Raw genomic sequence first — 23,173 nt, forward strand, 5'->3', positions numbered from 1 at the left:
AGCACTTAAAAGCGCCTTGGAGCTATTTTTCTTTTGTTCGATCGAGCAAATAGTCGACACTTACATCAAAATATTCTGCGATTTTGATCAATGTTGGTGCGGTCCACTCGATCTTGCCTGTTTCATATTGAGAGTATGTATTTTGAGAGACATTTAAAAACGCGGCCATTTCCCGTTGTGTAATATCGTTGTCTTCTCTTATTGAACGTATATTTTCATATTTCATGATCATCACCCATTTTTATTATAAATATCTGGAATATAGATATTGAATTATATCTGAAATACAGATATAATTAAGCTATCAAAAATAAAGGGGCGACAATCATGGCGGACACACAAGAAATGACACTGGTCACGAAGAAGCAGCAACCCGTTAAAGAAATTATCTATCAAGACATCTTTCATTTACAAGAAACCATCGAACACTTGCATGCTTGGTCTGAACTACTGCACTCCCTCCAAACTTTTTTTGATCAAAAAGAACTTCCCCTGCATAAGAAAAAAATCATCAAAGATTATCATGCCTATGCACAGCTTTTTACTATTTTTCATCAGGATTACCAACATATTTTGACCACATTAGACGAACAAGTAGACGATTTGCGCGCGCGTCCGAAAGTGAGAGTCTAGCTTTTTGTTAACGGAAGACACCTCCTGTTGCATGGTAATGTGACGCTACTGTCCAAATGAATGGAACAATTTCCCTCCGACCTCATTGATAAAGAGCAAAAAAACATCAGTCAATCTTTGCATCCACTTAGGACAAGATTGAATGATGTTTTTAGCCTTTTAATTCACCGATAAATAAGTGCATTTCCGGATAACGCAAGCCAACGATTGATAAGATCATTTGCAATTCTGCGATATTTTCAGCATTCTCAGGATCAAAAATTTTGCTGTGCCGACCAATACTGCCATTGTCGATCAATTTATAGGTACGATTCCAATCACTAAACGCCTCAATGGTTTGAAAACGGCTAAGGGGAAAACCCGCTCCATCTAAAATTTCCGTCAAGCGAAAGGCGATAAATGAGCTATCAATGACATATTCTTTATTTGGCTGGATGCCACGGCTTTTTTGAAAATCAATAATGGCCTTTTCGGGTCGATGAAGCAACAACCACTCTAAAAGCAGGAAAAACCCTTCCATTCGATAGTCTTCCAAAAAAAGTTGTTCCGAAGCTTCTGTCTGGCGAAAAACCAATGGAATCAAAAATTGCTTTTTATAAATCAATAATGGCGCCCGATCGACAGTCACATTTAAATAACGATTTAAATAGGTTGCCCCGCGATAGCCGCCTAGACGATAGCCTTCCACACCAAACTTTTGATACTTTCGACATAAAGCGGAACAGTCAGCCACTGAAACAGACACTTCTGCAAGCTTTTCATAACCGCTTAAAATGCGGTTGAATGGTTCTAAAACTATTTTTTCTTCCATGTCTGCCTCCTTGCACTATACATTATCTAATGCCTAAATCATAACATATAAAACAGCCGGAAACCAACAGAAAAGACAGCGGGTCGACGAATTATTTTTTTATTTAACGTAAGATTTTTTTATATGACATCCCTATGGCAAATAAAAAAAACCAGCCAAGTATACACTTGACTGGTCAATGGTTTCTCAAACGTTCGCTGTAAAAAAGATCGTTATTCTTCTGCGTCCGCAACATTATGATAGACATTTTGCACATCTTCTAGATCTTCTAAAACATCGATCATTTTTTCGAATTTTTCTAAGTCCTCACCGGTCAAAACTACTTCGGTTTGCGGAATCATTTGCATTTCAGCAATTGTAAAATCGGTCACACCTTTTTCTTTCAATGCTTCTTGAATCGCATGGAAATCACTTGGTTCGCCATGAACGATGATTTGTCCATCTTCTTCGATCACATCTCGGACATCGATTTCTTTGTCCATCAAGTATTCAAGCACTTCATCCGCATCGTTTCCGGCAAAACCGAATAAAGCGGTGTTGTCAAACATGTATGCAACCGCACCTGAAACACCCATATTGCCGCCATTTTTCCCAAAGGCTGCCCGCACATCTGCAGCTGTCCGATTGACATTGTTGGTCAATGTATCCACGATGACCATTGAGCCATTAGGACCAAAGCCTTCGTATCTCAATTCTGAATACTGTTCGTCGCCAGAACCTTTGGCTTTTTCGATGGCTCTGTCAATAATGTGTTTTGGCACATTATAAGTTTTGGCACGTTCAATGACAAAGCGCAATTTTTGGTTCGCATGAGGATCAGGATCACCTGATTTTGCTGCCGCGTAGATTTCGATTCCAAATTTTGCATAAACTCGGCTATTGTTTGCATCTTTAGCTGTTTTCTTCGCTACGATATTTGCCCATTTACGACCCATGATTTCACTTCGCTTTCTAGTTTTTAAAAATCCCTATTTATTATACTTGCCAAATCAGCTTGTGTGAAGCTTTTTTTCTCATTCGGAATAAAAAGCGGCTTACGGCCAAAATTCTGTTCACTGATTTGTTGACTCGCCAATTGATACACTTGATCCACTTTCAAAGAAAGTGCATACTGTGTTCCTTCTTTTTTACCAAACTTCGCCACTAAGGGCATAGATAGATCTGCCTTGATTTGTTTGAGATATGCTTGCCCCTGGCTTGTATAGCCTAGAACACGTATATAGGGCTGCTTTTGTGCTTCTGTCATCTCATCTGTTGTAATTTGAAACAATACATAACACAGCAAGCGCTGCAAGCGAACAAGGGAATACCGTTTGGTTTTTAGTTGTTGGATAAAATCGTCAAAATTACGGGCAGTTTGTGCACATGCCTTGATCCGATACTCTAATCCTTCGACCATTTGGTAAATTTGCGCCATTTCATGTAAAGGCATCACCATGATCTGATAGTGCAGCAGCGGCCAAAATGCCTGCCATTCAACCACGTTCCCCTGTAGGTTTTTATACGTTTGTACTGGCACAAAAGAGGTGATATCAGTATTGTTTTTTATCCCTTTGCGGATCGCAGTTGCACTTGCGATGGATGCATGATGTAACGCTTCAGAATGATAGGCAGCAGCTTTCCTTGCAATCGCAACGATCTCCATTGGCGCATCGTAGTGCAATAACGCCTTTGCATATTCCATACCTAGAATATGGTTCGGTTGCTTGCTATGTGCAGCGTAGGCAGGATATGACCTGCTGAGTACCGTGTCAATTCTCTCATTATAAGTAGCATTCGCTTTGTCTAATCGTTGAAAATCAGCATCGATTTCTTCACGATGGCGTTCTTCAAACTGCGCAAATGCCTGATAATCAAAAGGTGCTTGTGCATCTGTGCCAAAGCATAACCATTGGCATTTGAGTGCTTGTAAAAGAGACACAGAGCCTGACGCGAACAAATCAGCAGGCTGAACGGCCCAAGCAGAAGGCAGTTCGACGACGAGATCGGCGCCATTGGCCAACGCTGCTTGTGCTCTTTGCCACTTATCGATCACCGCCGGTTCGCCTCTTTGCAAAAAATTCCCACTCATGACCGCAACAACGACATCAGCACCTGTCTTGCTTTTGGCTTGCTCGATATGATAGCGATGGCCATTATGGAATGGATTGTATTCAACGATAATGCCACATGCTTGCATCTATACACGCCTCCTTACGATGAACAACGATCATTTATGGCAAACAAAGAACCAGCGACGACTTTTTTCATTTGGTTCAACATCGATAAAATCTGCATAACAAGAAACAGCAGAGAAACCGGCATTTTCTAACATTCTGATATAAGTTTCTAAAGGATAAGTTCGTTCTTGATGTAATTCATCCAGACGGTTGAACTGTCCATTGTCTTCTTGAACGAAGAAAGTCAAGAAATGCTCGATACTATGCTCAACTTCTCCTTGGTAACTTTCCCATAAGAAAGCAAAGTCATCCGTTTGATAATGATAGCTGTAATCTGGAAAGACCTCATCGATTTGATACGTGGAATGGACATCAAACAAAAAGACGCCATCCTCCACCAACGATTCAAAGACACCATCGAATACTTGCTGCACGCTCTGCGCATCTTCCATGTAACAAAGTGAATCGGAATAACAAGTAATAGCCTCGTACTGGCCAACATCAACGAGATCAAGCATATCCCCTTCAACGAATTGGATCGACACATTTTCCGCTTGTGCTCTTTGACTTGCGATCATCAGCATCTCTTCAGATAGATCTAGCCCTGTTACTTGATAGCCAGCTTTGGCAAATTCCACTGCCAAGGCACCAGTTCCGCAGGCCAGTTCCATGATTTGTTTCCGTTCTCCTAAATGACGGCAAGAAAAATCCAGCCACTTTTTATAGAGACTGGAATCCATTACTTCGTCATAGACAAATGCGAAGGTTTCGTAAGCCATTACGCCACGACCCATTCGTTAAGATCCACAAGCGGTGCATCTGACCAAAGTTTTTCTAAATTGTAAAAGGCACGTTCTGATGCATTGAACACATGGACAATGACATCGCCTAAGTCGATCAAGACCCACTTACCGCCATCTTTTCCTTCTACACGGCGAACGTCAACTTGATTTTCTTCTTCTTTGTCTAAGACTTCATCAATGATCGCGTTGATCTGACGTTCACTATTTCCTGAACAGATCACAAAGTAATCTGCCAAAAGTGAAATTTCTCGTACGTCTAATGCCATGATATCCTCTGCATGTTTCGAATCAGCGGCACGAACTGCGATTTCTAATATTTTCTGACTATCTATGGTAATTCCCTCCTAAAGTTAGCTACCCAATGATTGTATGTTTCAATCGTTTTTGGGTAAATGACTGCTTCTTGATTGATCAAGTGCAGCAGTGTATGTTTTGTTTCATAAGCAACGGCTTTGTCCAAATCGACTAACGCGATTTCTCTGGCCTCTTCGACGCCCGGAAAGTTGCGGCCAGGTTCGATGTAATCTGCCACATAAATAATTTTATCCAGCAAACCCATGTCAGCAGCACCGGTCGTATGCAGTCGAATGGCTTGGAGAACCTCTTCATCATCGATCGACAATTCTCTTTGAACAAAATCTGCACCCACAATACCATGCCAAATGGCATTGTTCCAGTGCAATAGATCTAAATCAAAGCCATTTTGACGAATCACTTGTATAAATTCATCATCACTGCGTTCCTTGGCATAGTCATGGGTCAATGCAGCGATACTGGCTTTGATAGGTGATGCACCATATATTTCTGCTAAGGCAACTGCTGTTTTTTCAACGCCCAATACATGCTGGAATCGTTTGTTGCTCATTTGCATTTGCACTTTTTGCATCAACGCTTCTCGCTCAGCATGTGTATAATGACTAGACATCATCCAAATACAGCTCCTTTTCTTGAATATAGTGTAACACATTTTCCGGCAATAAATACCGTACCGAACAACCTTGTTCCACTTTCTTACGAATTGTAGTGGAACTGACATCCATCAATGGTACATCGATCCAAATGATTGGATAGTCGCTTTCAATTGGATATCCTGGTCTGCGTACACCAACAAAGGTCACCAATTGCATCAATTCATCAATCTGATGCCATTTAGGCAAATACTGTACCATATCGCCACCAATGATAAAGTAATAATTGGTATCTGGATGCAGTGCAGTCAATTCCCGCATCGTCTCCACTGTATAGCTTTTGCCTTTTCTTGCCAATTCGATTGTTTCTACAGCAAATCGCGGATTGTCCGCGATGGCTAATTCCAACATCGCTAACCGGTGCACAGCAGGAATCGTTTCTTTCTCGTCAATATGCGGTGGTAAATATTCGGGCATGAAATAGACCTTTTCTAATCCTAATGCTTGTCCCACTTGTTCTCCCATGATCAAGTGTGCATAATGCACTGGATTAAAGTTGCCGCCAAGAATGCCCACTTGTTTCTTTGGTACAAGTTGTGCGCTTTGAAGCGCTGCAACGGTCTGTACCTTGTCAAATGAATGTCCTTGCATGCCGATGCCTCCTATACCGAACGAACTTTTGCAGAGATCGTTTGATATTTTTCTTTACTTGAAGGTTTGAACAAGACGATCACTCGTCCAATGATTTGAACGATCTCGCAATGAATGTGTTTTTGGATCGCAAGCGCCGCTTCTTCGGCTACTTCATCCGTGTTTTGCAACAAAGAAACTTTGATCAATTCACGTTTTTCCAATGCTTCTGCGATTTGGAGGATCATGGCCTCATTCAATCCGCCCTTGCCGATTTGAAAAATCGGATTTAAATGATGCGCTTCGCTGCGCAAAAATCGTTTTTGTTTTCCTCTTAATTCCATGTTCTTCCTTCTTTCTTATACTAATGCTTTTCTTCTGATGACATCGACACCTTTTGGCGCCCAACCTGCGATCACGCATGGTTTGGTGACTGTGATCCAGCCAAGGCCGGCAAAAACGATGTCCGTTTTGTCTTTGATCGAAAACTCAAATCGGACCAACTCTGGGAAAGCTTCGACTTCGTCTTGACGAGGCGGTTGCAACAGACCGCCGACATGTTTTTGATAAAAGGCATCTGCTTTTTCAAGTTTTGTGCGATGAATCTCTACATCATTGGCCACATAGGCCACAAAGGAACTGCGCTCACCTTGAACGAAATCAAAACGGGCCAAACCACCTAAGAACAGAGTCTGCTCAGGGTTCAACTGATACACTTTCGGTTTGATTTCCTTCATTGGTGCTGCAATTTTCAAATCTTGTTTTCCTAAATAGTGGGCCATTTGATGTCGATGGATGATGCCTGGCGTATCAATCAAGAAATGACCGTCATCTAAAGGAATCTCGATTTTATCCAACGTCGTACCAGGGAATCTGGAAGTGGTGATCAATTCTTGGACGCCGGCGGTTTGTTTGATGATTTGGTTGATCAATGTTGATTTCCCCACATTGGTCACACCAACCACGTAAACATCCCGACCTTCACGATACTTTTCGATCATTGTCAGCAGTTCTTCCATTTCGCCAGCTTTTTTCGCGCTTGTCAGCAAGACGTCCACAGGTCGAAGACCGGCTTCATGGGCACGTTCTTTCATCCATTGTTTCATCTTTGATTTCTTTAAGGACTTCGGTAAGATATCAACTTTATTTCCGACTAACAAAACTGGGTTATCCCCAACAAAGCGATGCAAGCCGGGAATCAAGGAGCCGTTGAAATCAAAAATATCTACCACATTGACGATCAAGGCATCTTTTTGGCCAATCTCATTCAGCAAACGCAAAAAATCATCGTCTGTTAGTGCAACATCTTGGATTTCGTTATAGTGACGCAAACGAAAACAACGCTGACAGTATACTTCTCCAGAAGCCAATCCTTTTTCTAATGCTGATTGAGGGGTATAACCTAATTCATTTGGTGTCGTTGTTTGGATCAGCGCACCACATCCAATACAATGGATTGTTTCGTTACTTTCAGTCATTTAAATTCCTCCACGCCATTTTAACTCTGGGTTATGTTTTAATAAATAATGCATGATCCTGCGTTCAGCAGCACGATTGATTTGGGTTTTCCAAGAATCTGTCGGAATGACAGGCTGGACCAAAATACTGCGAACCCCAGCGCCATTTGCGGCTTTGACATCGGTCATGATTTGATCTCCGATCATCACAACATCTTCTTTTTCCAGGCCTAACATTTGATAGCCCTGCTTGATTCCTCGAGAGAAAGGTTTCAAGGCACGATGAACATATTGCAAGCCAAATGGCGCGACCGCTCTAGCCACCCGCTCACTATTGTTGTTGGAAACGACAACCACCGGAATACCTGCATTCTTCATCTCCAATAGCCAGCTTTTAAGTTCTTCCGTGCCATCGGGGTTGTTCCATGCAATCAATGTATTATCGAGGTCAGTCAAAATCCCTTTGATTCCTTGTTTTTTTAATTGGCTAGGGGTGATCTTGTAGATCGCATCCACCATCCAAGTTGGTTTGTAATTTGAAAACATAGAAACTCCTCTATTTAATTATTCTGGTTACAGCTATGATAAAAATGACTCTTCAACCTGTAATTATACAATAAATTCTGGTTGAATACTAGCAAGCAAGCCAACTTCTGTATGCTACCCAAAAATAAAAAACATCCCGCAGGATGTTTTTCACTGGATTATAAAACTTTACTCAAGAAGTCGATCGTACGAGGATTCTGCGGGGTATCAAAAATTTCAGCTGGTGTGCCTTCTTCCATGATGACACCTTGATCCATGAACAACACGCGGTCAGCCACTTCTTTGGCGAAGCCCATTTCATGTGTGACGATCACCATTGTCATGCCTTGTTGCGCTAAACGCTGCATCACCCCTAAGACTTCTCCAACCATTTCAGGATCCAGAGCAGATGTTGGTTCATCAAAAAGCATCACATCAGGTTCCATCGCCAAAGCACGGGCAATCGCGATTCGCTGCATTTGGCCGCCTGACAAACTCTGAGGAAAGGCGTCAGCTTTATCAGGTAAACCGACATCTTGGAGCAATTGGTTGGCCAACGTTTCTGCTTGCTTCTTGGCCATTTTTTTTACCTTGGTAGGGGATAACGTAATATTATCTAATACGGAAAGATTGGGAAACAGATTGAAATTTTGAAAAACCATCCCCATTTTTTCCCGCATTGTATAAATATCATTTTTAGGATCGGTAATATCCGTTCCTTCAAAAATGATCGTTCCTTTGGTTGGCACTTCTAATAGATTCAAACAACGCAAAAAGGTACTCTTCCCTGAACCGGAAGGACCGATCACAACGACGACCTCTCCTTGGTTGATGGTTGTTGAAATGCCTTTTAATACGTGATTATCACCAAAACTTTTGTGTAAATCCTGGATATCTAACATCATCTTTTTTCTCCTTTTAACGACGGTAACCTTTACCCAATTTCTTTTCCCACATGTTCAACAAGCGTGAAGTTGTAAATGTCAAAATGAAATAAATGACAGCTGCAACATAAAAAGGTGTCAGCGGCTGGAAGGAACTGGTCACCACGATTTGCGCACTGTTCATCAATTCATAGATGCCGATCGTTGACAACAACGATGAATCCTTGATCAAGACGATAAATTCGTTGCCCAGAGGTGGCAGAATATTCCGCAATGCCTGCGGAAAAATCACATAGCGCATCGCTTGCGCTGGCCGCAAACCTAACGAACCAGCTGCTTCAGACTGACCAAAATCAACTGCATTGATCCCAGCACGAACGATTTCAGCAACATAAGCGCCTGAGTTTAACGACAATGCGATCACACCAGGCAGTAAGCGGCCGAAGTCTAAGCTTAGTACGCCAAAAGAAATCGTTGGCAAGGAGAAGATTCCTTGCAGCAAACCAAAGGCGATCAGTATTTGGACCAACATTGGTGTCCCGCGAATGATCTCAATATAGGCATTGGCAAACCAGCGAAAGACGTTGATTTTAGATAGTTTCATCAAAGCCAATAAAACGCCTAAAATCGTGCCAAAAATCACTGTGATGATCGAGATAACAATCGTGATCAATACACCGGAAATAAAATAGGGATAATACGTCGTTAAAAAGGATAAATCCATCATTTGTTCTGCTCCGTTCTATCTATTGTGCTGCATTATCGTTGGCTAAATCAGTATTCTTTTGTACATACTCGCTGATTGTACCATTTTCATCCAATTCTTTCAAAATCTTATTCAATTCAGCCTGCAATTCAGTACTGCCTTTAGGTAAAGCAATGGCATATGAATCATCTGCGGATACTTCTAAAGCAACGTCAGTCACCATCAAATCATCATTTTGGGCAACATAAGACTCTGCTACTGCACTTTCTAAGACCAGACCATCAATGGAGCCTTGCTTCAATTCATTGATCAAATTCGGTACTTTGGCGATCGATACGAGTTGTGAATCAGCCAATTGATTTTGAACGATTGATTCTTGGATCGAACCTTTTTGCGCACCGACTTTTTTCCCTGCTAAACTGTCGATCGATGTGTAAGCATCTTGATTGTCCTTGTTGATGACTAATTTTTGTTCCGGAGTGAAATAATTATCCGTAAAATCAAAAGTTTGTTTTCTTTCATCTGTTGCCGAAATACCTGAAACAGCAATATCTGCTTTGCCTTGTTGCAATGCTGTCAATACCGCATTGAAATCTAAATCTAAAATATTGACAGTGACACCTAATTGATCTGCTATTTCATTGACTAGATCAATATCTGCGCCTACGATCTGATCTTTGCCGTCAATCAATGCGTGAAACTCAAATGGGGCAAAATCCGCTGAAGTTGCTACGTTGATCACCCCTGCAGCTTTGATTGCTTCCAATTGGTTGTCAGCTGAAGCTGTGCCGCTTGAACTGTCTGAACTGCTGGAACCGTTACTTCCACATGCACCTAGTACCAAAACGCCTGCCAATACGATCAATGAGCCAAATAATTTTTTCATTTTCCATTCTCCTTCTCAAAAAACAAATATTTATACAATTTATACTTCGTATATTCAGAATATATACATATTATCACATTAGTACCTTTTTTTAAACAAAAATTTTAATAAATAATCTTAGTATTTTATAACTATTCATTGCGTTTGATTGCCGAAACCTGTACTTCTCTCTTTTAGGCAGCAAAAAACCTACTGAAAATAGCCCGTAATCAGTAGGTCTTTGCATTAAAATTTTCTAAAACGCTGGTAACGTTTCTGGATCAACTCATCCGTAGTCAATGCGGATAATGCAGTTAATTTGTTTGAGATCATTTGTCTAAGATCCGCTGCGATTGCTTCCTTGCTCAACACTGTTTCTCCTTGTGTTTCAGGAATCACTGACTCGACTACCCCTAAAGCTTGCAACTCGTGGGCTGTGATTTTCATCAAGCCGGCAGCTTCTTTGGCACGACTGCCATCTTTCCACAAAATCGAAGCAAAGCCTTCAGGAGATAAGATCGCATAGATCGAGTATTCCATCATCCAGACCTCATCTCCGAGGGCCAATGCTAACGCACCACCGCTGCCGCCTTCACCAATAATGATTGCCAGGATTGGTACGCGCAGATCAGACATCTCAAATAAATTGCGGGCGATTGCTTCGCCTTCGCCTCGTTCTTCTGCGCCAATGCCGCAAAAAGCCCCTGCAGTATTGATCAAGGTGACGATTGGTCGACCAAATTTCTCGGCTTGCTTCATCAAACGCAAGGCTTTACGATAGCCTTCTGGATGGGGAGCCCCAAAATTGCGTTTCAAATTTTCAGGCAAATTTCGGCCTTTTTGGATCCCGATGACGGTGACTGGTTTATCATCAAGACAAGCAATCCCCCCTACCACAGCTTCATCTTCGCCAAATAAGCGATCACCATGAAATTCTTCAAAGTCAGTAAAGACGGATTCAAAGTAATCCAACGCAGTCAAGCGATCTTTATGGCGGGCCAGTTCAACGATTTCATCTGCTGTTTTATGCATGACTGCCCCACCCTTTCATTGTGTGTAACCGAATCAAATGATCGATCTTTGATTTTAATGCTGTGCGTGGCACGATTTGATCAACAAAACCGTGCTGCAGCAGAAACTCTGCTTTCTGGAAATCCTCTGGCAATTCCTGACGGATCGTTTGTTCGATCACACGACGACCGGCAAAGCCAATCAGCGCTTGTGGTTCAGCTAAGATGACATCGCCTTCCATCGCAAAGCTGGCAGTCACACCACCTGTTGTTGGATCTGTTAAGACCGTCAGATAGAATAAGCCAGCATTGCTATGGCGTTTGACCGCTGCCGAGATCTTGGCCATTTGCATCAAGGACATGATTCCTTCTTGCATCCGAGCACCGCCTGAAGCCGTGAAGAGGACGACAGGTAATTGTTTTTCCACTGCCCGTTCAAACAAGCGGGTGATTTTTTCACCGACGACAGTTCCCATGCTGCCCATAATAAAATTGGCATCCATGATACCGATTGCGACGGATGTGCCTTCGATCTTGGCTTCACCTGTCAAAACCGCTTCATGTAATCCCGTCTTTTCTTGCATCACGGCAATCTTCTCTTGGTAACCTGGAAAATCGAGGGGATCTTCTGTTACGACATCTGTATCCCACTCGTCGAAACTCTTTTCATCAATAGTGATCGCGATCCGTTCCCAGGCGCTGATTCGAAAATTATACCCACAATGAGGACATACTTTTTCAGCCCCCATCTCCTTGGTGTATAAGGTTCGTTTGCAACTAGGACATTTCGCCCATAAGTTATCTGGAACTGTTGGTTCGTTGGTTGGCAATTGACCACGATTAGGATTGATACGAATGTAGTTTTTCTTTTTGAATAAGGCCATTCATTTTCCCTCCTATTGTTCAGGTGACCAATTTGGCAAAAATTCTTCTTGTAAAAAGGCCGTTGTATAATCTCCTGCGATCACTTTTGGATGGCTGATCAAATCCATTTGAAATTCTGCATTGGTGATCACACCATCTGTCACAAGTTCTGTTAAAGCCCGTTGCATTTTCATCAAGGCTTCAAAACGATTTTCGCCGTGAACGATCACTTTGGCGATCATCGAGTCATAATACGGTGGAATCGTGTACCCTGAGTACATGGCGCTATCCACCCGCACACCTAGACCTCCTGCTGGTAGAAACAGATTATTGATTTTACCTGGAGATGGGGCGAAATTAAACGCTGGGTTCTCGGCATTGATTCGACATTCAATGGCAGTGCCAGTCATTTTGATGTCCTCTTGTTTCAGTCCAAGCGGCTCGCCGCTCGCAATCTCCAATTGTTTTTTCACGAGATCGACATTGGTGACCATTTCGGTAATTGGGTGTTCGACTTGGATACGGGTGTTCATTTCCATAAAATAGAATTCACCTGTATCGGACATCAAAAATTCGATCGTACCGGCATTTCGATAAGAAACGGCTTCAGCCGCTCGAACAGCAGCTGATCCGATTTCGGCCCGCTTGCTTTCGGAAATCACCACAGATGGCGATTCCTCTAAAACTTTTTGGTTGTTTCGCTGCAATGAGCAATCCCGTTCACCTAAATGAATGATCGAGCCAAAAGAATCACCTAGAATTTGGACTTCAATATGTCGGGCTGGATATACGATTTTCTCAATATACATTTCATCATTGCCAAAGGCTGCCTTCGCTTCTTGTTGCGCGGATGCGAAGTGTTGCGGCAATGACTCTTTGTCAATGACTTTACGGATCCCTTTTCCGCCACCGCCCGCTGCGGCTTTCAACATCACTGGATAACCGATTTCCTCGGCGATCGTCAATGCTTCAGTCACATCGGAGATTGCCCCTTCGCTGCCAGGTATAACGGGAACATTGGCTTCGATCATCAATCGACGGGCGTTGATTTTATTTCCCATGGCATCGATCGTTTCGCTTTTTGGTCCGATAAAGACAATATTGCACTCTTCACACATCGCCGCAAAACGGCTATTTTCTGACAAAAAACCGAATCCAGGGTGAATCGCTTCAGCCTTCGTAACGATGGCTGCACTCAAAATTTGCTGTACATCCAAATAAGAGTCTGCTGCTTTTGCTGGTCCAATACAGATAGCTTCATCCGCAAGTTCGGTGTGCAGTGCTTCTCGATCTGCTTCCGAATAGACAGCTACCGTTTGAATACCTAGTTCGCGACAAGCGCGAATAATACGTACGGCTATTTCACCGCGGTTTGCGATCAATACTTTTGAAAACATCTTTCACCTATCCAATCATGAAAGTTAATTCTGCTTCAGCGACTTTTTTGCCGTCAACATAAGCAATCCCTTTGCCGATGCCAGCTGCAGATTTCACTTTGATTATTTCTACTTCTAAGATCAATGTATCGCCTGGTGTGACTTTTTTACGGAATTTCGCTTTGTCTAAACCGCCAAAATAAGCAGTTTTGCCTTTAAAATCAGGCAAGGACAAGAGTGCAACAGCACCTGCTTGCGCCATCGCTTCAACGATCAACACACCTGGCATCACTGGTTCGTGAGGAAAGTGCCCTTGAAAGAATGGTTCGTTGATGGTCACATTTTTTTTGGCAACAACACGTTTGCCTTCTTCTAATTCTTCTACGCGATCTACCAATAACATTGGGTAGCGGTGTGGAATGATTTCTTTGATTTCTTGGATCGTTAATGCAGTCATAGATTACCCTTCCTTTATCCGGAACAATGGTTGATTGTATTCAACGATTTGTTCACTTTCTACTAGAACTGATACCAATTCGCCATCAACGTCGCTGACGATCTCATTCATGACTTTCATTGCTTCGACAATACATAAGATATCGCCTTTTTTCACTTGATCGCCAACTTGTTTAAAGTTGTCTTTGTCAGGGCTAGGTTTCAAGTAAATAACACCTACCAATGGTGAGACTACTTCTTTCCCATCAGGGATCGTATTTTCCGTTGGAACAGTCTGTGCTGTTGGCGCGGCGGCAGTTGTCGTTTGGATCGGTGCGGCTGGTGCGGCAACAGGTGCGGCCGCAGACTCATTTGCGGCAGGATGATAGCCGCTAGTGGTATTTTTATTGAAATATAAATCAAACGTATCTTTTTTCAAATGTAATTCAGTCAAAGTTGATTGATCAAATTGTGCCAACAAATCTTTTACTTCATTTGTTTCCAATTATGCTTCCTCCCAACGTTTCAAAGCAATGACGGCATTGTGTCCGCCAAATCCTAGTGAGTTGCTTAATGCATAGGTTAATTCTGCTGGTTGACTTTGGTTTTTGACCACATTCAAATCAATCGCAGGATCTTGTTCTGTGACGTTGATGGTTGGTGGGATAAATTGATGCTGCAAAGCCAACAATGACGCAATGGCTTCGATTCCACCTGCTGCACCTAATAAATGTCCTGTCATTGATTTTGTGCTGCTGACATACGGCTTGCGGTAATCTTCGCCTAATCCATATTGGATCGATGTCGCTTCTGCACTATCATTGGCTGGGGTGCTTGTTCCATGAGCATTGATATAGCCTACTTCAGCTGGCGTGATGCCCGCTTCGTTCATAGCCAATTTCATTGCTTTTCCTGCACCAGAACCATCTGGGTTCGGCGCTGTCATATGATATGCATCGCAATTGGCGCCATAACCGACAACCTCACCTAAAATCGTTGCGCCCCGTTGCTGCGCATGTTCTAAAGATTCAAGGACGAAAACACCCGCACCTTCTCCCATGACAAAACCACTACGGTCTTTATCAAATGGCACAGAGGCTTTATTCGGATCTGTTTCTGTGGTCAATGCTGTCAATGAAGCGAAACCAGCGATACCGATTTCACAAATCGTGGCTTCTGATCCACCAGCAATCATCACATCAGCATAGCCGTGTTTGATATTGCGGAATGCTTCGCCAATGGAATGCGTACCGGAAGCACAGGCAGAAACGGTTGTTGTGCAGATACCTTTGGCCCCGACACGCAATGCAATATTCCCTGCAACCATGTTGACGATCGACATGGGCACGAACATTGGTGATACGCGATTGGCACCTTTGTCATGCATGCGAATGACTTGATCTTGGATCGTTGGCAAGCCGCCGATCCCAGAACCGACCATCACACCAAAACGATCGGCATCGATCGATTCTGCATGTAAATCAGCCATATTCATGGCTTCTAAAGCTGCATAAATCCCGTAGATCGAAAAAAGATCCATTCGTTTGGTATCTTTTTTGACAAAATATTTTTCTAGCGGGAAATCTTTGACCTCTCCTGCCAAAGTGATCCCAGTCGCTTCTGCATCAAATTTGGTGATTGGCGCGATGCCGTTGGTTCCGTTTTGTAAACTTGCTAAAAAGGTTTCTGGATCATTTCCGATTGGAGATGTGACCCCATACCCTGTAATGACAACTCGATTCATATTCTTTTCCTCCTAGCCTTGCATTGCCATGCCACCGTCTACACTGAGGACTTGACCTGTGATATAGGGGCTTTTGGCTAAAAATACCGCTGTATTTGCAACATCATCCGTTGAGCCAAATCGTTGTAACGGAATCGCTGCGATCGATTGTTCTTTGACCTTGTCTGACAACACTGCTGTCATTTCTGTTTCAATGAAGCCAGGCGCGATGGCGTTGACCGTGATGCCTCTAGCAGCGCCTTCACGGGCGGCTGATTTCGTAAAGCCAATGACACCGGCTTTGCTAGCTGCATAATTGGCTTGGCCAATGTTGCCGGTCAAACCAACGACACTGGTCAAATTGATGATCCGGCCTTCCCGCAGCTTCATCATTTTTTTGATTGCATGTTGCGTCATATTGAACGTTCCGGTCAAATTGATTTTGATCACCGAATCAAAGTCTTCAGGCTTCATACGCAACAATAATTTATCATTGGTGATCCCCGCATTATTGACCAATATATGAATGGGTCCAATAGCCGCTTCGGCATCTGCCAGCATTTGCGCTGCTTGATCAAAGTCAGCAATATCTCCATTGATCGCGACACATTTGACGCCAAAATGGGTGATTTCTGCAATCAAATCTTGCGGAATCTCTTTGCGTCCATTCAACACGATATTGGCACCTTCTTTGGCAAAAGCTTTCGCAATCGTGAAGCCGATCCCGCGAGAACTGCCTGTAACAAAGACGTTTTTGTTATGTAGCTCCATATATTCCTCCTAATTGAACTTTGCTAGTGTGTCCGCCAGTGTTTGACTGTCTTCTACACGCATGGTTTGGATATCTTTATCGATTTTTTTCATAAATCCGCTCAAGACTTTGCCTGGACCGATTTCTACGATTTGCTCAATCCCTAAGGCTTTCAAGGTAGCAATACTTTCATAGAAACGAACAGGTGACTTGACTTGACGGGTCAGTAAGTCTTTGATTTCTTCGTAGGCCATTGGTTCTGCTGTCGTGTTGCTGATCACTGGTACTTGCGGCTGATCGAAACCGATCGTGGTCAATTCGCTGGCTAACTGCTCTGCCGCTGGTGCCAACAATGCTGTGTGGAATGGTCCACTGACATTCAATGGAATCATCCGTTTGCTGCCTGCCGCTTGCAATAACGCAACGGCATGATCAACTGCAGGTGCTTCTCCACCAATGACGATTTGTTGCGGTGTATTGTAATTGGCTGGTGAAACGATCCCAACACTTGATGCTTCTGCACAAATGGCTTCAATCGTTTCTGCGGGCGTGTTCATGACTGCCACCATTTTCCCAGTGCCAGCCGGCGCCGCTTCCGTCATGAATCTGCCACGCTTTTGTACCAACGCTACCGCATCAGCAAATGTCACTGAACGGCTTGCTACCAAAGCTGTATACTCGCCTAAACTAAGGCCAGCCATCGCCTCTGCGTGAATCCCTTGTTGCTGCAGCACACGCCAAAAACCGACACTAACGGTTAAAATCGCCGGTTGGGTATATTCTGTTTGATTTAAACGGTCATTTTCTTCAAAGCATAGCGCAGCCATGTCATAACCGAGGATATCACTGGCTTCATCAAAGGTTTGGCGTACGATCGCTTCTTGTTGATACAATTCCTGGCCCATCCCTATATACTGCGCGCCTTGTCCGCTAAATAGAAAAGCTGTTTTCATCTTGGACTCCTTTATCTTTACATCATTTGGATTGGAGAACATGGTTTGATCGCTGAGACTGATCAACGTGTTCTTACAACATGAAAAGGAAAGGCTAGGCTGTTTGCCTAGCCTTTGTTTTATGCTTGTTGTTTTTCTACATATTTAACTAAATCTTCAACTGTTTTGATACCATCTTCTGTTTCGATTTTCACATCGAACTCGTCTTCGATCTCGTTGATGATTTGGAATAAGTCTAAGCTATCTGCTTCTAAATCTTCTTGGATATTTGTGTTTAATTTGATTTCTTCTTTTTCTTTACCTAATTCTTCTGCTACGATTTCTTGAATTTTTTCGAATACCATGTGTTGTTTCCTCCAATGTGTGTTTTAATCTTATTTTTCGTTTTTTATATGTGAACAGGTTTATAAGGCTGCGAGCATGGTTCCCCATGTCAATCCGCCGCCAAATCCTGAGAACACCACGTGTTGTCCACTGCCCAATGTCAGTGTGCCTTTTTTGACTTCTTCATCCAGTAATATTGGGATCGAAGCCGCTGAAGTATTGCCATAATGCTGCATATTTTGTAAGAATTGTGCCCGAGGTTGTTTTAACTTACGCGCCACTTTATCCAATATACGGGCATTTGCTTGATGCAGCAGATAATAATCGACTTCTTCATTTTCAATGATTTCGGCAATCGATGAAACGACATCTCTTGTTGCAAAGTCAAAGATTTCTCGTCCTACCATTTGCATACAAGCGTGATACGCCGGTGCATTGGTTGAAAAAGGATTCTGATTGCTGCGAAAGCCAGAGGTCAAAGACATGCCTCTTGTGCCATCAGCTTTAAGGCTTTCTTTGATGATATGCTGCTTGGTGGATGCTTCTATAAAGACCCCTGCTGCACCATCACCGAATAATACGGCGGAAGAACGATCTTCCCAATCTAATACTTTTGATAACACTTCGCCGCCGATCACCAAACCTTTTTTCGATCCGGTCCTGATCAACTTCTCTGCCATTGACAAGGCATAGACAAATCCTGCACAGGCAGCACTGATATCAAAAGCAAAAGCGTTTGTTGCGCCGATCATCCCTTGCACTTGGCAGGCAACTGCCGGTGTATTGAAATCAGGTGTGATCGTGGCCACTAAAATAAAATCAAGTTCTTCAGGCTTTACATTCGCTTCATCCAGTAGTTTGACAGCTACTTTCCCACAAAGATCTGATGTATTCTCTCCAACAGATATGCGTCTTTCTTTGATGCCTGTTCTGGAATAGATCCATTCATCTGATGTATCCATCAAATGAGATAAGTCATCATTCGTGACGATCTTATCAGGTACGTAACTTGCAGTTGCGGTAATTTTTCCAAACATATTCATCAACTATTCTCACTTATACTCTTGTAAAAAGCTGTGCAGGTTTTTTAATGCTTTCAGTAAAGCTTTCTCTTCTTCAGCATCCATTTGACTCAGCACGCCTTTGACCATCTCTCGATGGAAATGCTGATGGACCCGAAAAAGCAGCTTTCCTTTTTTGGTCAGCGCCAACTTAACAACGCGCCGATCATCTTCGCTGCGGATGCGTTCTACATATTCTTTCTTTACCAAACGATTGATCGCGATGGTCAATGTCCCAACAGTGATTGATAGTTCTTTTGCAACTTCAGTCGTTGTCTTCTTTTTGTACATCCCGATTGCTTCGATGGTATGCATTTCAGTAATAGAAAGATCATTAAATTCTGATTTTTTCAATTCAGATTCTTCGATCACTAAAATATCATTAAAGACACTGACTAAATAGTCATTGACTGTTTCTAAATTGGGTTCCATAGTGTTCACCATCCGAATACTTTGATAATCAAATCATTTGATAGTCAAACTATATCGAAAGTCATTGAGAATTGCAAGAACATTTTTAAACTTTTGCTTTTTTTAAGGACATTTTTATTTTTCCACCCATTTTCTAAGAAATGATTTCCTTTGAGTTGACAAATCTTTTGACTTACGCTTGCCAACTTTCTTTGATGTCCAAAGTAATCCTCCATTCTCCATTGATTGCACAGCTTTTTGATTGAAAGCCTTGCTATCAAAGGGTTCTTCTGCTACGATTTGAGATGAAACGAGGGAACCACATGAATATACATATAGAAGAACTGAAGCGAAAAGCAAATGCTTTGCCTGAGACACCAGGAATTTATCTAATGAAAGATGCGCATGGAAGCATTGTCTATGTCGGCAAAGCCAAATCCTTGAAAGCAAGGGTCGTTTCTTATTTTCGAAAAAACCAACAACACACCAGTAAAACCATTCGGATGGTCCATAATATCACTGATTTTGATACCATTGGCGTTGATACCGAGCTCGATGCTTTGTTATTAGAATGTCAACTGATCCAAAAACTGCATCCCATGTATAATCGCCAAATGAATCATGCAGCTAATTATGCTTATCTTGATCTTAGTCATCATACATTTCAGCCACAAGCTGCAAGAACACCATATGCCGTTGGACCATTTAGACGTGTCAAGCAACTGCCGATGCTGGCAGAATTGCTTAGCGAAACGTATCAGCTCCAGTGTATCAACCCTGTGACCCGTATGCGGATCGAGGCACAGCTGCCTTTAGTCAAAGCCTTATCTGAATCGGATAAGTGGCATGAAATCAATCAGTTTTTTGTCGGAAAAGAGACAGGATTTTTTGATTTGTGTGAACAACGCCTCAGCTATTTGACAGATCACTTATTATTCGAAGAAGCACAAAAGCTGCATCAACGGTGCAAGGCGGCCCGCAGCTTTTATCAAGAAATCTGCAAGATCAATACTTTTTGGCATAGTCCAGAGTTGCTAGTCACCGCCCCGCTTTTATCAAAGGAGGGTTCTGACAAACAGTTGATCAAATGTTATCAAATCCAATTTGGACAAATCGTTCATAGCGAGATTTGTCGTGGGGTTGGCCGGTTTCAACCGATCAAGCGTTCGTTGGAACCGCGCCTGATGACCAATGCCGACCTTGATCCAGTTTGTATCTTGATTCATTTTCAAGATGATACCAAAATGCGAGAGGCTTTCAGACAGGAAAATAGCTAAAAAAAGGAACTAAAAGGGATCATCGATCTCTTTTAGTTCCTTTTGATATGATTGGATGATACTTGTATAGAAAGGGGATGCCTTTCTTATTGGATCAAATCATAGATTTCCATGGCTACAATATCAACATTGTCAAACTGATAAGGTTGATTTGTTTCTGCTTCCGTTAATTCAAACGTTTCAGTAGAATGATCATACGTAACGGTACATTTTTCAACGCCTTCTTTTTCAAAACGTCGTACTTGAACTTCACTGTCTTGCGCTTCGACCATCGCTTCTAAACGTTTGATGATAGCGACTAATTGCGAACTTTTCATTCGTAAGCCTCCTTTTTCTGTCCGTTATATTGTATCAAAACATCCTCTAACATGCATTGATTTTTGCGATTTTTTTTGAGATTTTACGATTTTTTTCCATCTTGCCACCAAAGTTTAATCAGGGCTTGGGTACCATCATTTTCAAAGCCTTTATCCGCCAACTGATCGTAGAGTGATTTGGCTAATCTCGTACTTGGCAAATCTAGATTCATTTTTGCTGCTTCATCTAAGGCAATCCCTAAATCTTTGATGAAATGTTTAACGAAAAAGCCCGGTGAATAGTCTTCTTTTAAAATTCTCGGACTGTAATTGATCATTGACCAATTATTTGCGCCGCCGCCAGACAAGGTTTGGATGACTTGCGGTAAATCAAGGCCTGCTGCTTGGGCGTAAACTAGCATTTCGGTCAATCCTGTCATGGTACCTGCGATCATGATTTGATTGGCCATCTTGGTATGCTGTCCTTTGCCTGGTCCACCTTGAAGTTGATAACTTTTCCCTACGATCTTAAACAAAGGGAGTACGCGTGCATAAGTAGCCTGATCTCCCCCGACCATGATGGTTAGTGTAGCATTTTGTGCCCCTAAATCTCCACCTGAAACAGGCGCATCAAGACTAGCGCCACCTTTACTTGCGGCTTCTTGGGCAATTTTTTCAGCTAAATCTGGGGTACTAGTCGTAAAGTCCACGAGCACCTTCCCCTTGATATTCGTTTGAAAGATCCCTGAGGACCCAAAATATACTTCTTCGACATCGCTAGGATAGCCGACCATCGTAAAAACAATCTCACTATGCGCCGCCACATCTGTTGGGGTATCATACCATGTTGCACCTTTCTCAATCAAGCTGTCTGTTTTGCTTTTGGTACGATTGTACACAGCGACCTGATGCCCAGCTGCGAGTAAGTGTCCTACCATTGATTGACCCATGACGCCTGTTCCGATAAAACCTAAATCCATGATCATTCCTCCAATTAAAAAAGTTCATGCTTTTAGTATACGCTAAAACCATGAACTTGAGAAAATATTCTGTTTTATTCCCCTGTGCGTCGGAATGATTTCAATCTAACTTTAAATTTTTCCAATGTTTGTTCTGTTTCTTTTGCTAATTCAGCTGTTTCATAATAGGCCACCATATCATGATAGAAAGAGAGCATGGTTTCACCAAACCGCAATGCGGAGATTTCATACATTTTACGGCGCAAGACCTCAGGATCTGAAGGAATCTGTTGTTGCGCATACGCGATAAAGGTTTTGGCAAAATCCTGATCTGTCTGATACGTGACACCTAAGGAAGGATCATCGATCAATGTGTTGAGGTAATCATTGCCTTCGACCACTAACGGCGTTCCAGCTGCCATCGCTTCTGTATAGGTCAGACCTTGTGTTTCAGAAGTTGATGCACTTACGAAGTAATCAGCTGCGTGATAATAAATGGCCACTTCATCATTTGGAACTTCGCCAACAAAATAAATATGTTCAGATAATTGCATGTCAATGACTTTTTCTTCGAGTTTCTCTTTATGGGGACCTTTGCCAACGATCACCAATTTAGCATTCGGAATCGCAGCAATGATTTCTGGCATCCCATCAATGATCGCTTGGATATTTTTCTCATAAGAGATGCGACTGAGGGATAAAAGCATGGGTTGGTCTTCATCGATCGAAAGCTGCTGTCGCAAGGCGTTTTTCATATCTTCTGTAATATCCGGCCGCCTAAATTTCTCTACTTCGATCCCCGTAGGAATGATCCGCATTGGAGAGACCACGCCATAGCCCCGTAATGTGTCGATCACCCGTTCGCTAGGGCAAACCACACCGGTACTATGGTTGGCGAACAAGCGGGACAAATACTTGACGTGGGCTGGACGCAAGACCTTCCCATTGGCAATATAATGCAGGTAATCTTCATACATCGTATGATACGTATGGATCACTGGGATCTGCATTTTTTTGCCGACCATCTTCCCTAACATGCCGGCACCAAATTCAGTATGGGTATGGATCAATTCCAGTTCCAACTCTTTGGCGATCAAATAGGCGTAAAGCATGCCGCGGACAACGATTCGCCGGTCCTTAAAGGAGACGAAGGGGACGCTTGGCATCCGAATGATGTCTTCTTCATCTAATGCTGCATTGGGATCGGTTGTCGTAAAGATGTAGACTTTATGGCCTTTGTTTTCTAACTCTTCTTTTAAAGTTTTGATTGATGTCGCGACACCACTAACTTGCGGAAAATAAGTGTCTGTGAAAAATCCGATTTTCAAAACGGTACCTCCAAACTCTGCATG

30 protein-coding genes are annotated in these 23,173 nt (G+C 42.6%); 2 read left to right on the forward strand and 28 right to left on the reverse strand.

The window, feature by feature from the left end:
• Nucleotides 1–22: 22 nt before the first annotated feature.
• The gene (locus AEQ18_RS10640; RefSeq protein WP_054116321.1) at nt 23–226 is read right to left on the reverse strand and encodes a helix-turn-helix domain-containing protein; all 204 of its coding nucleotides are present in this window, start codon (nt 224–226) and stop codon (nt 23–25) included.
• Nucleotides 227–327: 101 nt separating this feature from the next.
• Between AEQ18_RS10640 and AEQ18_RS10645 the strand changes: the two genes are divergently transcribed.
• Entirely contained in the window at nt 328–633 is a 306-nt protein-coding gene (locus AEQ18_RS10645; RefSeq protein WP_054116322.1) for a hypothetical protein, read from the forward strand.
• A 151-nt stretch (nt 634–784) separates the two neighbouring features.
• Here the strand turns inward: AEQ18_RS10645 and AEQ18_RS10650 are convergent, their stop codons facing one another.
• The 24 genes from AEQ18_RS10650 to fabT form a co-directional block, all read right to left on the reverse strand.
• Entirely contained in the window at nt 785–1,444 is a 660-nt protein-coding gene (locus tag AEQ18_RS10650; RefSeq protein ID WP_054116323.1) for a hypothetical protein, read from the reverse strand.
• Between the two features lie 212 nt (nt 1,445–1,656).
• Nucleotides 1,657–2,379 carry a YebC/PmpR family DNA-binding transcriptional regulator gene (locus AEQ18_RS10655; RefSeq protein ID WP_054116324.1) on the reverse strand — a complete coding sequence of 241 codons (723 nt, stop codon included), beginning with the start codon at nt 2,377–2,379 and terminating at the stop codon, nt 1,657–1,659.
• A gap of 23 nt (nt 2,380–2,402) precedes the next feature.
• Complete coding sequence (locus AEQ18_RS10660) at nt 2,403–3,623, reverse strand: nucleotidyltransferase (protein ID WP_054116325.1); 1,221 nt, start codon at nt 3,621–3,623, stop codon at nt 2,403–2,405.
• A gap of 30 nt (nt 3,624–3,653) precedes the next feature.
• A complete protein-coding gene (locus AEQ18_RS10665) occupies nt 3,654–4,397 on the reverse strand; it encodes a class I SAM-dependent DNA methyltransferase (protein WP_235505532.1) in 744 nt (247 codons plus the stop codon).
• Nucleotides 4,382–4,723, reverse strand: a complete 342-nt coding sequence (rsfS, locus tag AEQ18_RS10670) for a ribosome silencing factor (protein WP_082348652.1) — start codon at nt 4,721–4,723, stop codon at nt 4,382–4,384. The genes AEQ18_RS10665 and rsfS overlap by 16 nt, the downstream gene beginning before the upstream one ends.
• 11 nt (nt 4,724–4,734) lie before the next feature.
• Nucleotides 4,735–5,334, reverse strand: coding sequence for a bis(5'-nucleosyl)-tetraphosphatase (symmetrical) YqeK (gene yqeK / locus AEQ18_RS10675; RefSeq protein ID WP_054116328.1), 600 nt, complete (start codon nt 5,332–5,334; stop codon nt 4,735–4,737).
• On the reverse strand, nt 5,324–5,965 hold the full coding sequence (locus AEQ18_RS10680) for a nicotinate-nucleotide adenylyltransferase (RefSeq protein WP_054116329.1): 642 nt from the start codon (nt 5,963–5,965) through the stop codon (nt 5,324–5,326). The genes yqeK and AEQ18_RS10680 overlap by 11 nt, the downstream gene beginning before the upstream one ends.
• Before the next feature lie 11 nt (nt 5,966–5,976).
• Nucleotides 5,977–6,288, reverse strand: coding sequence for a ribosome assembly RNA-binding protein YhbY (gene yhbY, locus AEQ18_RS10685; protein ID WP_054116330.1), 312 nt, complete (start codon nt 6,286–6,288; stop codon nt 5,977–5,979).
• 15 nt (nt 6,289–6,303) lie between these two features.
• Nucleotides 6,304–7,422 carry a ribosome biogenesis GTPase YqeH gene (gene yqeH / locus AEQ18_RS10690; protein ID WP_054116331.1) on the reverse strand — a complete coding sequence of 373 codons (1,119 nt, stop codon included), beginning with the start codon at nt 7,420–7,422 and terminating at the stop codon, nt 6,304–6,306.
• Nucleotides 7,423–7,947: a YqeG family HAD IIIA-type phosphatase gene (locus AEQ18_RS10695; RefSeq protein WP_054116332.1), complete on the reverse strand. Its 525-nt coding sequence runs from the start codon at nt 7,945–7,947 to the stop codon at nt 7,423–7,425.
• A gap of 158 nt (nt 7,948–8,105) precedes the next feature.
• Nucleotides 8,106–8,831 (reverse strand): amino acid ABC transporter ATP-binding protein, encoded by a 726-nt coding sequence (locus AEQ18_RS10700; RefSeq protein ID WP_054116333.1) that lies wholly within the window; start codon nt 8,829–8,831, stop codon nt 8,106–8,108.
• Nucleotides 8,832–8,844: 13 nt separating this feature from the next.
• On the reverse strand, nt 8,845–9,534 hold the full coding sequence (locus AEQ18_RS10705) for an amino acid ABC transporter permease (RefSeq protein ID WP_054116419.1): 690 nt from the start codon (nt 9,532–9,534) through the stop codon (nt 8,845–8,847).
• A gap of 22 nt (nt 9,535–9,556) precedes the next feature.
• Nucleotides 9,557–10,402: a transporter substrate-binding domain-containing protein gene (locus AEQ18_RS10710; protein WP_054116334.1), complete on the reverse strand. Its 846-nt coding sequence runs from the start codon at nt 10,400–10,402 to the stop codon at nt 9,557–9,559.
• A gap of 225 nt (nt 10,403–10,627) precedes the next feature.
• Complete coding sequence (locus AEQ18_RS10715; protein ID WP_054116335.1) at nt 10,628–11,413, reverse strand: acetyl-CoA carboxylase carboxyl transferase subunit alpha; 786 nt, start codon at nt 11,411–11,413, stop codon at nt 10,628–10,630.
• Complete coding sequence (accD, locus tag AEQ18_RS10720) at nt 11,406–12,275, reverse strand: acetyl-CoA carboxylase, carboxyltransferase subunit beta (RefSeq protein WP_054116336.1); 870 nt, start codon at nt 12,273–12,275, stop codon at nt 11,406–11,408. Before accD ends, AEQ18_RS10715 begins: the two co-directional genes overlap by 8 nt.
• A 12-nt stretch (nt 12,276–12,287) precedes the next feature.
• A complete protein-coding gene (locus tag AEQ18_RS10725; RefSeq protein ID WP_054116337.1) occupies nt 12,288–13,652 on the reverse strand; it encodes an acetyl-CoA carboxylase biotin carboxylase subunit in 1,365 nt (454 codons plus the stop codon).
• Between the two features lie 7 nt (nt 13,653–13,659).
• Nucleotides 13,660–14,088 carry a 3-hydroxyacyl-ACP dehydratase FabZ gene (gene fabZ, locus AEQ18_RS10730; RefSeq protein WP_054116338.1) on the reverse strand — a complete coding sequence of 143 codons (429 nt, stop codon included), beginning with the start codon at nt 14,086–14,088 and terminating at the stop codon, nt 13,660–13,662.
• A 3-nt stretch (nt 14,089–14,091) separates the two neighbouring features.
• Complete coding sequence (gene accB / locus AEQ18_RS10735) at nt 14,092–14,571, reverse strand: acetyl-CoA carboxylase biotin carboxyl carrier protein (protein WP_054116339.1); 480 nt, start codon at nt 14,569–14,571, stop codon at nt 14,092–14,094.
• A complete protein-coding gene (fabF, locus tag AEQ18_RS10740; RefSeq protein ID WP_054116340.1) occupies nt 14,572–15,810 on the reverse strand; it encodes a beta-ketoacyl-ACP synthase II in 1,239 nt (412 codons plus the stop codon).
• A gap of 12 nt (nt 15,811–15,822) precedes the next feature.
• Complete coding sequence (gene fabG, locus AEQ18_RS10745) at nt 15,823–16,560, reverse strand: 3-oxoacyl-[acyl-carrier-protein] reductase (RefSeq protein ID WP_054116341.1); 738 nt, start codon at nt 16,558–16,560, stop codon at nt 15,823–15,825.
• Nucleotides 16,561–16,569: 9 nt separating this feature from the next.
• A complete protein-coding gene (gene fabD / locus AEQ18_RS10750; protein ID WP_054116342.1) occupies nt 16,570–17,493 on the reverse strand; it encodes an ACP S-malonyltransferase in 924 nt (307 codons plus the stop codon).
• A gap of 119 nt (nt 17,494–17,612) precedes the next feature.
• Nucleotides 17,613–17,837: an acyl carrier protein gene (locus AEQ18_RS10755; RefSeq protein ID WP_003126345.1), complete on the reverse strand. Its 225-nt coding sequence runs from the start codon at nt 17,835–17,837 to the stop codon at nt 17,613–17,615.
• 60 nt (nt 17,838–17,897) lie between these two features.
• Nucleotides 17,898–18,860: a beta-ketoacyl-ACP synthase III gene (locus AEQ18_RS10760; protein WP_054116343.1), complete on the reverse strand. Its 963-nt coding sequence runs from the start codon at nt 18,858–18,860 to the stop codon at nt 17,898–17,900.
• 9 nt (nt 18,861–18,869) lie between these two features.
• A complete protein-coding gene (gene fabT / locus AEQ18_RS10765) occupies nt 18,870–19,310 on the reverse strand; it encodes a fatty acid biosynthesis transcriptional regulator FabT (protein WP_054116344.1) in 441 nt (146 codons plus the stop codon).
• Nucleotides 19,311–19,612: 302 nt separating this feature from the next.
• On the opposite strand from fabT, the gene AEQ18_RS10770 reads away from it, so the two are divergent.
• Nucleotides 19,613–20,566, forward strand: a complete 954-nt coding sequence (locus tag AEQ18_RS10770) for a GIY-YIG nuclease family protein (RefSeq protein ID WP_054116345.1) — start codon at nt 19,613–19,615, stop codon at nt 20,564–20,566.
• 86 nt (nt 20,567–20,652) lie between these two features.
• On the opposite strand, the gene AEQ18_RS10775 is transcribed toward AEQ18_RS10770, so the two are convergent.
• The 3 genes from AEQ18_RS10775 to AEQ18_RS10785 all read right to left on the reverse strand — a co-directional run bounded on the left by AEQ18_RS10775 (nt 20,653) and on the right by AEQ18_RS10785 (nt 23,149).
• Nucleotides 20,653–20,883: a YkuJ family protein gene (locus tag AEQ18_RS10775; protein ID WP_054116346.1), complete on the reverse strand. Its 231-nt coding sequence runs from the start codon at nt 20,881–20,883 to the stop codon at nt 20,653–20,655.
• 83 nt (nt 20,884–20,966) lie between these two features.
• Complete coding sequence (locus AEQ18_RS10780) at nt 20,967–21,842, reverse strand: NAD(P)-dependent oxidoreductase (RefSeq protein ID WP_054116347.1); 876 nt, start codon at nt 21,840–21,842, stop codon at nt 20,967–20,969.
• A gap of 74 nt (nt 21,843–21,916) precedes the next feature.
• Entirely contained in the window at nt 21,917–23,149 is a 1,233-nt protein-coding gene (locus tag AEQ18_RS10785) for a glycosyltransferase family 4 protein (RefSeq protein WP_054116348.1), read from the reverse strand.
• Between the last annotated feature and the right edge of the window lie 24 nt (nt 23,150–23,173).

The organism is Enterococcus sp. RIT-PI-f, assembly GCF_001297065.1.
Classification (GTDB): domain Bacteria; phylum Bacillota; class Bacilli; order Lactobacillales; family Enterococcaceae; genus Enterococcus_D.

Excerpts from the sequence above, each read along its gene's own strand:
- AEQ18_RS10640 (WP_054116321.1), bottom strand. The coding sequence starts at position 226 with ATGAAATATGAAAATATACGTTCAATAAGAGAAGACAACGATATTACA.
- AEQ18_RS10645 (WP_054116322.1), top strand. The coding sequence starts at position 328 with ATGGCGGACACACAAGAAATGACACTGGTCACGAAGAAGCAGCAACCC.
- AEQ18_RS10650 (WP_054116323.1), bottom strand. The coding sequence starts at position 1,444 with ATGGAAGAAAAAATAGTTTTAGAACCATTCAACCGCATTTTAAGCGGT.
- AEQ18_RS10655 (WP_054116324.1), bottom strand. The coding sequence starts at position 2,379 with ATGGGTCGTAAATGGGCAAATATCGTAGCGAAGAAAACAGCTAAAGAT.
- AEQ18_RS10660 (WP_054116325.1), bottom strand. The coding sequence starts at position 3,623 with ATGCAAGCATGTGGCATTATCGTTGAATACAATCCATTCCATAATGGC.
- AEQ18_RS10665 (WP_235505532.1), bottom strand. The coding sequence starts at position 4,397 with ATGGGTCGTGGCGTAATGGCTTACGAAACCTTCGCATTTGTCTATGAC.
- yqeK (WP_054116328.1), bottom strand. The coding sequence starts at position 5,334 with ATGATGTCTAGTCATTATACACATGCTGAGCGAGAAGCGTTGATGCAA.
- AEQ18_RS10680 (WP_054116329.1), bottom strand. The coding sequence starts at position 5,965 with ATGCAAGGACATTCATTTGACAAGGTACAGACCGTTGCAGCGCTTCAA.
- yhbY (WP_054116330.1), bottom strand. The coding sequence starts at position 6,288 with ATGGAATTAAGAGGAAAACAAAAACGATTTTTGCGCAGCGAAGCGCAT.
- yqeH (WP_054116331.1), bottom strand. The coding sequence starts at position 7,422 with ATGACTGAAAGTAACGAAACAATCCATTGTATTGGATGTGGTGCGCTG.
- AEQ18_RS10695 (WP_054116332.1), bottom strand. The coding sequence starts at position 7,947 with ATGTTTTCAAATTACAAACCAACTTGGATGGTGGATGCGATCTACAAG.
- AEQ18_RS10700 (WP_054116333.1), bottom strand. The coding sequence starts at position 8,831 with ATGATGTTAGATATCCAGGATTTACACAAAAGTTTTGGTGATAATCAC.
- AEQ18_RS10705 (WP_054116419.1), bottom strand. The coding sequence starts at position 9,534 with ATGGATTTATCCTTTTTAACGACGTATTATCCCTATTTTATTTCCGGT.
- AEQ18_RS10710 (WP_054116334.1), bottom strand. The coding sequence starts at position 10,402 with ATGAAAAAATTATTTGGCTCATTGATCGTATTGGCAGGCGTTTTGGTA.
- AEQ18_RS10715 (WP_054116335.1), bottom strand. The coding sequence starts at position 11,413 with ATGCATAAAACAGCAGATGAAATCGTTGAACTGGCCCGCCATAAAGAT.
- accD (WP_054116336.1), bottom strand. The coding sequence starts at position 12,275 with ATGGCCTTATTCAAAAAGAAAAACTACATTCGTATCAATCCTAATCGT.
- AEQ18_RS10725 (WP_054116337.1), bottom strand. The coding sequence starts at position 13,652 with ATGTTTTCAAAAGTATTGATCGCAAACCGCGGTGAAATAGCCGTACGT.
- fabZ (WP_054116338.1), bottom strand. The coding sequence starts at position 14,088 with ATGACTGCATTAACGATCCAAGAAATCAAAGAAATCATTCCACACCGC.
- fabF (WP_054116340.1), bottom strand. The coding sequence starts at position 15,810 with ATGAATCGAGTTGTCATTACAGGGTATGGGGTCACATCTCCAATCGGA.
- fabG (WP_054116341.1), bottom strand. The coding sequence starts at position 16,560 with ATGGAGCTACATAACAAAAACGTCTTTGTTACAGGCAGTTCTCGCGGG.
- fabD (WP_054116342.1), bottom strand. The coding sequence starts at position 17,493 with ATGAAAACAGCTTTTCTATTTAGCGGACAAGGCGCGCAGTATATAGGG.
- AEQ18_RS10755 (WP_003126345.1), bottom strand. The coding sequence starts at position 17,837 with ATGGTATTCGAAAAAATTCAAGAAATCGTAGCAGAAGAATTAGGTAAA.
- AEQ18_RS10760 (WP_054116343.1), bottom strand. The coding sequence starts at position 18,860 with ATGAATATGTTTGGAAAAATTACCGCAACTGCAAGTTACGTACCTGAT.
- fabT (WP_054116344.1), bottom strand. The coding sequence starts at position 19,310 with ATGGAACCCAATTTAGAAACAGTCAATGACTATTTAGTCAGTGTCTTT.
- AEQ18_RS10770 (WP_054116345.1), top strand. The coding sequence starts at position 19,613 with ATGAATATACATATAGAAGAACTGAAGCGAAAAGCAAATGCTTTGCCT.
- AEQ18_RS10775 (WP_054116346.1), bottom strand. The coding sequence starts at position 20,883 with ATGAAAAGTTCGCAATTAGTCGCTATCATCAAACGTTTAGAAGCGATG.
- AEQ18_RS10780 (WP_054116347.1), bottom strand. The coding sequence starts at position 21,842 with ATGGATTTAGGTTTTATCGGAACAGGCGTCATGGGTCAATCAATGGTA.